The 7,853-nt window shown below is 65.0% G+C and carries 5 protein-coding genes, 3 pseudogenes and 1 other annotated feature; of the genes and pseudogenes, 6 read left to right on the top strand and 2 right to left on the bottom strand.

Translation table 11 applies throughout. The features are described from left to right. Nucleotides 1-909: IS1380 family transposase (locus tag Y704_RS0101695; RefSeq protein ID WP_035771166.1), on the bottom strand; the 909-nt coding region annotated here is incomplete at its 3' end. A 140-nt stretch (nt 910-1,049) separates the two neighbouring features. Between Y704_RS0101695 and Y704_RS23070 the strand changes: the two are divergent. The 5 genes and pseudogenes from Y704_RS23070 to Y704_RS0101675 form a co-directional block, all read left to right on the top strand. After that, a pseudogene (locus tag Y704_RS23070) lies at nt 1,050-1,289 on the top strand (transposase); the annotation flags it as partial. A gap of 309 nt (nt 1,290-1,598) precedes the next feature. Continuing rightward, a complete protein-coding gene (locus Y704_RS25000; protein WP_253904190.1) occupies nt 1,599-1,748 on the top strand; it encodes a hypothetical protein in 150 nt (49 codons plus the stop codon). Nucleotides 1,749-1,872: 124 nt separating this feature from the next. Continuing rightward, nucleotides 1,873-2,520: pseudogene (locus Y704_RS18160) on the top strand (fumarylacetoacetate hydrolase family protein); the annotation flags it as partial. A 104-nt stretch (nt 2,521-2,624) separates the two neighbouring features. Further along, complete coding sequence (locus Y704_RS0101680) at nt 2,625-3,911, top strand: ATP-grasp domain-containing protein (protein ID WP_026548845.1); 1,287 nt, start codon at nt 2,625-2,627, stop codon at nt 3,909-3,911. Beyond that, on the top strand, nt 3,911-5,938 hold the full coding sequence (locus tag Y704_RS0101675; RefSeq protein WP_026548844.1) for a CocE/NonD family hydrolase: 2,028 nt from the start codon (nt 3,911-3,913) through the stop codon (nt 5,936-5,938). The genes Y704_RS0101680 and Y704_RS0101675 overlap by 1 nt, the downstream gene beginning before the upstream one ends. A gap of 177 nt (nt 5,939-6,115) precedes the next feature. Here Y704_RS0101675 and Y704_RS18155 read toward each other — a convergent pair whose 3' ends face one another. Then, nucleotides 6,116-7,294, bottom strand: coding sequence for a transposase (locus Y704_RS18155; protein ID WP_155850164.1), 1,179 nt, complete (start codon nt 7,292-7,294; stop codon nt 6,116-6,118). A gap of 312 nt (nt 7,295-7,606) precedes the next feature. Next, nucleotides 7,607-7,720 (top strand) — a sequence feature (AL1L pseudoknot). On the opposite strand from Y704_RS18155, the pseudogene Y704_RS0101660 reads away from it, so the two are divergent. Then, nucleotides 7,646-7,853: pseudogene (locus Y704_RS0101660) on the top strand (IS3 family transposase); the annotation flags it as partial. Its footprint overlaps the feature before it by 75 nt.

The following is a 7,853-nucleotide window of genomic DNA, read 5'->3' as shown; positions in this document are numbered from 1 at the left end:
GGTTGTCTTCCGGGAGGAGAACGCGGTGAACGGGACTTCAGCGACCTCGGCCCGGGAGACCCAGGTGTTGGTGTTCTCGTCGGACACCGCGTCGGTGTACTCGATCGTGGTCCACGCCGTTTCGGGGATCGTGGCGATAGCGCGTTTGACTGCCGGGTCCATCCGCACGGTCACCGATACCTCCGCCCTGCCGGCCAGGGCTGCGGAAACACTGCGGTGGCCGTAGAACGCCGAATCGGCTCTGACCAGGACCTGGCCACCAGCATGCGTCCGCGTCAGGGTGGACAGGGCGTCGGTGATCAGGCGTTTGGCTCCGCGGGCGGAGTTCGCCGCTCCTTTGCGCAGCCGCTGGGCGGCGATTACCGGGGCGGTGTCCTTCGTCGAGGCGGTGGCCAGCAGCGCATTCAGCCCGCGGACCCCGGAGTATCCGTAGCCGGAGCCCTGCTTGGCGTAGCCGTGGACCTCGATGATCGTGTCGTCGACGTCCACGAACACGAAGTCTTCAGTGCCAGGGCTTCCGAGCAGCGGGGCTCGCGCTGCCACATTCGCCAGGAAGCGGGAGGCGACCGCGTCCAACTGCCGCACGTGCCCGAAGGTGAAGGCCCGCAGGAACGAGCCCAGCGTCGAGGGCGCATAGCAGGCGGTAAACAACCGTTTCATTCCGCCGTGGCGCAGCAACGCCATGTCATCGATAGAGTCCGCGCCAGCGACCATACCTGCTACCAGCGACGCGACTTTCAGCCCGGCATTGGCGCCCTTGTCTGTCGGCACGGACAACCACTCATCGGCTAACTCGTGCAGACCGGCATCCCGGGCCAACGTCATCACCGGGACCAGCCCGGCGACCGACACGAGATTCGGTTCGTCGAAGGACACTGACGCCGCGGACGTTCTATGGGAAACTTGCATCTACGAGATGTCCTCATCTGGTATGAAAATTTGACTGTGGTAAGCCATATTTTCTCCCAGACGACGGGCATTTCGTGTTTAAAACGCCGCGCACAACCCGAAAATCATCGGTGGATCGAGGCTAAGCATGGCGCCTCGGTGTCCAGGTGGTGGCCATCGATCCGTCGGCGGCGTTCCGGAAGGCGTTGCGGATGTGGCTGCCACGCACCGCGGTGTCCGTGGATGCCTTTCATCTGAGCATGCTCGCCAACTCCATGGTGACCGAGGTCCGCCAGCGTCTCACCCACGAAACCAGAGGCAGGCGTGGCCGGGCTGCGGACCCGGTGTGGGCCAACCGCCGGCTGCTGCTCAAAGGCGCGGAGCTGGCCACCTCGTCCCGTAAAGTCGTGACCCCCGGCAGCAGCGCTCTGCGCGCCCGTAACCATCCCACCGCCGCGTAGAACAGCGGCTTCGGTTGATCACCGGTTGTCCACGCCTGTCCGTCCAACCAGCCGATCAACTCCGCCTCCGCCGAGGCGTAGGAGACATAACCGTATACCTCGGGCGATCTCGGCCTGACGCTCAAACCGCGTCGGCCGCCGTTCCAAGTACCCCTTCACGCACGACGGATCCGCCACTCCGACTTGTCCGGCCGCATAATCCACCACCGTGGTCGGTACGTCGAGGGGGTCCTCCAAAAACGTGCCCAGGTGTCGGACGGTCACCAACTGGAGACTGAACCCGAGTCGGTTGCGATCGCCGCGCCGTTTCGCGACGAGGCCCAGATCGGCGTCGTCCAGGAAGAAGAACCGCTTCAACACCGCCTGTTCCGGGGCCTGCGCCTCGAATCGCCCGTATGAGGCCTCCTCGGCCGCAGTCAAATATTTATGTTTAGCCATACAGGCTCAACGAACCGAGGCAACCACCGTTACCACTGGAGATCGGCTTAGCGTGACTTTCCCGAGCATTGGTCCAAATGGCCACAACTACGCGGCGCATGCCGCGGAGACCGGCGACCAGCCTCCCGTCGTGCCAATTCTCTTTTTCAAGCACCCCAACACGGTGGTGGGTCCGAACGACGACGTCGTCATACCGCCCGGAGCGCAGAAAGTGGATTGGGAGGTGGAGCTCGCCGTGGTGATCGGCAAGCGGGCCTCCTACCTGGTCAGCCACGAGGAAGCACTGGCCTGCATTGCCGGCTTCACCATCAGCAACGACGTCTCTGAGCGGGACTACCAGCTCAAGCACTCGGGCGGTCAGTGGTCCAAGGGCAAGTGCGCACCGACCTTCAACCCGATGGGCCCGTCCCTGGTGCCAGTCGAGGATGTCGCCGACCCGCAGTTGCTGCGGCTGTATTCTACGGTGAACAGCGAAGCGCGACAGGATTCGACCACGGCGGACATGGTGTTCAGCGTGGCGGAACTGGTGCGTGACATCTCGCAGTACATGGTCCTGGATCCCGGCGACGTCGTGAACACCGGAACGCCGCAGGGTGTCGCGTTGTCGGGCCGGTTCCCGTACCTGGCGGCCGGCGACACGATGGCCATCGGAATCGAGGGGCTGGGTGAACAGCAGCAGCGGGTTGTCGCACAGTCCCGGCAGTCCGCCGTCGTGCTCCAGGCGCAGGCCTGAAACCCGGCTATACCTCTTCCCGGCCGCCGCGCTAGGTTGGAATGGCCGGTTGGTTTAGTAGCCACTCTGGTGCTGCCCCAAAAGCAACCCCCGGAAAGAGAGTCATGACCCAGAACATCTTCGTGGTGGGCCTCGACGACCTGAACCACTCCACGCTCCTCAAGCTGCCCAACGCCAGCCAGTACACCTTCCACCAGTTGCTCGAGATCGACGAGCTCCAGGGCGGAAGCGCCTCCGTGCCGGAGCTGCTGGACAAGGCCCAGCGCCAGCTGGACGCCTTCGACGGCTCCTTCGACGCGATCGTGGGCTTCTGGGATTTCCCGGTCAGCATGATGGTGCCCATCCTCTGCAAGCGCCACGGGTTCCGGTCTGCGGACCTGGAAGCCGTGGTGAAATGCGAGCACAAGTACTGGAGCCGGCTTGAGCAGCAGAAAGTGATCGACGAGTATCCGGCCTTCGGCATCCTGGACCTCACGGCAGAGCCGGCGAGACTGCCCGACGGCGTTTCCTACCCCGTCTGGATCAAGCCGATAAAGTCCTATTCCTCCGAGGGCGCGCACTATGTCGAATCCGACGAGCAGCTCCAGGTTGCGCAGGGCCAGGAACGGGGGGAAGTGGACCGCGTCGGCGGACCGTTCAACGATGTCCTCGCCCTGCTCGACCTGCCGCCTGAGATCGCTGAGGTGGGCGGCAGCGCCTGCCTGGTCGAGGAGGCCGCCACCGGAAGCCAGGTCACGGTGGAGGGCTTCAGCCAGGGCGGCCGCGTGGAAATTTACGGCGTCATCGACTCCATCTCCTACGACGGTGCCCCCAGCTTCCTGCGGTACCAGTACCCCTCCCGGTTGCCGACGCAGATCCAGGACTACATGGCGGACGTGTCCCGGAAGGTGGTTGCCGCCGTCGGCCTCACCGACACCACGTTCAACATCGAGTACTTCTGGAACGCGGAGAAGCAGCAGCTCAGGCTGCTCGAGGTCAACGCCCGGCATTCGCAGTCCCACGCGCCGCTCTTCGAGCTGGTGGACGGGGTCTCCAACCATGCGTACATGCTCGACATGGCACTTGACCGCCAACCACCCCACCTCCGCGGCGAGGGCCCGTTCGGGACTGCCGCAAAGTGGTTCCTCCGCCGGTTCTCCGACGGCGTGGTGCAACGCATGCCGACAGCCGGGGAGATTGCCGAGCTTGAACGGAAACTGCCCGGCACCACGGTGCATGTGACGGTCACGGAAGGATCGCGGCTGTCCGAGGGCTACGGCGAGGACAGCTACAGCTACGTCCTTGCGGAAATTTTCCTCGGTGGCACTGACGAATCGGACCTTGAGGACAAATACGCCCAGTGCGTCGATGCGCTCGGGTTCCGGATCGACGATGTTCCGGAAGGAAACTGATGCGCGCCGTCACGTCCCTTCCGCACGAAGTTCGCGAGACCGAACACCTCTGGATCCCGATGTCGGACGGCACGCGGCTCGCGGCACGGCTCTGGCTGCCCGTCTCCGCCGAGGACGAGCCCGTGCCCGGGGTGCTGGAAATGATTCCCTACCGCAAACGCGACCTCACAGCGCAGCGGGACTCCATCCATCACCCGTATATGGCCGGTCACGGCTACGCATGCCTCCGGGTTGACCTGCGTGGCAGCGGGGACTCCGAAGGGATCCTCACCGACGAGTACCTGGAGCAGGAACTTCTCGACGCCGAGGAAGTCCTCGCGTGGCTGGCGGACCAGCCGTGGTGCAGCGGGCGCACCGGCATGATGGGGATTTCCTGGGGAGGCTTCAACGCCCTGCAGGTTGCCGCCCGCCGTCCCCCGAGCCTCGGCGCGATCCTGACGGTATGCTCCACCGACGACCGCTACACCGACGATGTGCACTACATGGGCGGGTGCCTGCTCAGCGACAACCTGTCCTGGGCCTCGACGATGTTCGCCTACAACTCCTGTCCACCGGATCCGGCGATCGTCGGCGAGCGGTGGCGCGAGCTCTGGCTGGACCGGATCGAACACAGCGGCCTGTGGCTCGAGGAGTGGCTCCGCCACCAGCGCCGGGATGCGTACTGGCAGCACGGCTCGATCAACGAGGACTACTCCGCCATCCAGTGCCCGGTCTTTGCCGTCAGCGGCTGGGCGGACGGCTATTCAAACGCCGTGTTCCGGATCCTCGAGGGACTCGATGTCCCCACCCGCGGCCTGATCGGCCCGTGGAGCCACAAGTATCCGCACCAGGGCCAGCCCGGTCCAGCCATCGGGTTCCTCCAGGAGGCGGTGGGCTGGTGGGACCATTGGCTGAACGATAAGTCGAACAATGGCGCGATGGACGGCCCGGAGCTCAGCATCTTCATGCAGGACACCGTGCAGCCCGCCACAAGTTACGAGGACCGGCCGGGCCGGTGGGTCGGCGAGGCGAGCTGGCCCAGCCCGCGCATCGAGGAGGTCCACTACCCACTGGGGCGCAACCGCATCGGACAGCCCGGGGAACAGCTCCGGAGCCCTGAGCTGACGGTGCAGTCGCCGTTGTCCGTTGGCCAGTTCGCCGGGAAATGGTGCTCCTATAACGCGCCTCCCGATATGCCGTACGACCAGCGCGAGGAGGACGGCGGTTCCCTGGTTTTCACCAGTGAACCCCTGACGGAGCGACTGGAGCTGCTTGGAGCACCCCGGCTGGAACTCAGTCTCGCCGCCGACAAGCCCATCGCGATGGTCGCCGTCCGCCTGTCCGACGTCGCGCCCGACGACGAGGCGACCCGCGTCAGTTACGGCCTGTACAACCTGACCCACTACAACGGCTCACACGATCCCCAGCCCCTGGAGCAGGGCCAGCGGCATACCGTGTCCGTGCAGCTCAACGGTATGGCGCAGTCCTTTCCTGCCGGGCACCGCCTGCGGGTGTCCATTTCGACGTCGTACTGGCCCGTGGCCTGGCCGTCACCGGAACCGGTGCGCCTCACCGTGTACCCCGAGGAAAGCTCCCTCGCCTTGCCGGTTCGTCCGTTGAACGCGGACGACGACGGCAGGATCCCCACCTTCGGGGAACCGGAAGGGGCGCCGCCGATCGCCGTCACCCAGCTGGAACCGGGCGAGCAGGACTGGAGCGTCAGCCGGAACCTCGTGGATTCCTCGGGGTCCCTGCAGGTAGTCAAGGACCTGGGGGTGGTCCGGTTCGACGACATCGACCTCAACGTCACCCGCCGGGCCTATGAGCGGTACAGCTTCACGGGCAGGGACCCCAACTCAGTGCGCGGCGAGACCGACTGGACTATGGGATTCGAGCGCGGGAACTGGGCGGCGCGTACGACGACGAAAACCGTGCTGACCTCCACGGCCACGGACTTCCACCTGTACGCCGAACTTGACGCCTACGAGGGAGACGTCCGGGTGGCGTCGAAGAACTGGAGCACGACGATTCCGCGCGACCACATCTGATAATTGCATCTGTGCGTCGGCTCCTCAGCTAAGCCTTGATCCACCGACGGACTGATGGAGCATCCCGGGATGAGGTTTGGGTGGGTTGATCGCGTTTGGGCGTGCCGGAGGCTCCGGCCTCGCTGCCGGTCGTGTTCCACGATGGGTCCTTGATCGTTGTGGTCAGGTGCTGCCGGGTCAGGTCTTCGCCGGCCGGGGGAAGACGCGGGTGAACAGGGCCGTCCAGGCTGTCTCCCAGGGCCAGTGCGCGGGGAGGTGAAGGCGAAGCTTCCGTGCGGAGGATGCGATTCTAGCCGGGACGCTGATCAGTTTGCGTCGGATTGTTCCGGTCCGGGCTTTGGCCAGCCCGTTCCCTGCCGTCGTTGCGGCGGCGCGGGTGAGGTTGAACGCCATGGCGGCCAGGACCAGCCAGGCCGCGTTGGCCGTGAAAACACCTGAGGGTAAATGCGCCAGGGCGCTGTCTTTCAGGTCCGCGTTGACCTGTTCGATGATGGCATGCCCGCGGTGGGTTTTGTCGGCGGCGACGGTGTCCGGGGTGCCGGTGGTGAAGAACGCGTGGAACCGGTAGGTGTCGAAGATGGTCGGCTGTCCGGCGCCGTGCGGATTCAGGTCCGGGATTCTTCGGACGACCAGGCGCCCGGGGATGTGTTCGCCCTGTTTCCGGGAACTGAACGCGGTGTATCCGGTTTCGGCGACTTCGGCGGAGGAGATCCACCGGTCCGCGGTCTCGTCGAAGACCGCGTCCGTGTACTGGATCGGCTTCCACGCGGCCTCGCGGACCAGCACCGGGCCCGTGGCCCTCTCGCCGGGCAGCCGTTTCACCGTGGCCAGGGCGTCGGCGACCATCCGCGCCGCCCCGCGGGGCGAACCCGCCGAGCCCTTCCGTAGCCGCTGGGCGACAATGACCGGCGCCGTGTCCTTCGTGCTGACGGTGGCCAGCAGTGCGTTCAGGCCCCGGACCCCGGAGTAGCCGTAGCCCGAGCCCTGCTTCTGGTATCCGTGGATTTCGATGATTGTGTCGTCCACATCAACGAGGGTATATTCCCCGGTACGGGTGCCGATCAGCGGTGTCTGTGCCGCCAAGTTCTTCAGGAACCGGGAGGCGACCGCGTCGAGCTGGCGGACGTGCCCGAAGGTGAAAGAGCGCAGAAACAAACCCAGGGTCGAGGGCGCATAGCAGGCCTTCAAAAGCCTGCCCATCCCTCCGTGGCGCAGTATGGCCATGTCATCGATGGAATCGGTTCCCGCGACCATCCCGGCAATCAGCGAAGTCACTTTCAGCCCGGCATTGACACCCTTTTCAGCCGGGACACTGAGCCAGGTCTGTGCCAGCGAGTGAACCGCCCCGGGTTTAATGGAGGGTGTTGATTCCTTGAAAGGATGAGCCCTTATGGCAGCACCTAAGAAGTATCCGGATGAGCTTCGTGAGCGGGCGGTGCGGTTGGTGACGGACGCGCAGAAAGACCCAAGTGGCCGTCGGGGTGCGTGTACCAGGATCGGTGCTCAGCTGGGTATCCCGGCGGACACGATCCGTGGCTGGTTGCGTACCGTTGAAATTGATCAGGGGCTGAGGCCTGGGACCACAACCGATGACGCCGCCCGGCTGGCAGCACTCGAACGTGAGGTCGTTGAGTTGCGGCGGGCGAATGGGATCCTGAAATCGGCGTCGGCTTTCTTCGCGGCGGAGCTCGACCGCCCCTCACGGCGATGATCTCCTACATCGACAACTACAAGGACGAATACGGGGTCGAGCCGATCTGCAATCAGCTGCCGATCGCCCCATCAACGTACTACGCAGCCAAGGCCCGCCCGGAGTCCACACGGTCCATCACTGACGCTGTGACGACGGAGAAAATTACCCGGGTGCACCGGGAGAACTACAGCGTCTACGGTGCCAGGAAAGTGTATGCGGCCC

It is taken from the genome of Arthrobacter sp. Br18, assembly GCF_000520555.1.
GTDB lineage: Bacteria > Actinomycetota > Actinomycetes > Actinomycetales > Micrococcaceae > Arthrobacter_D.
This window is presented reverse-complemented; position numbering and strand designations above follow the sequence as displayed.

What these genes read in the sequence shown, in the direction of transcription:
- Y704_RS0101680 (WP_026548845.1), top strand. Translation starts at nt 2,625, where the DNA reads ATGACCCAGAACATCTTCGTGGTGGGCCTCGACGACCTGAACCACTCC.
- Y704_RS0101675 (WP_026548844.1), top strand. Translation starts at nt 3,911, where the DNA reads ATGCGCGCCGTCACGTCCCTTCCGCACGAAGTTCGCGAGACCGAACAC.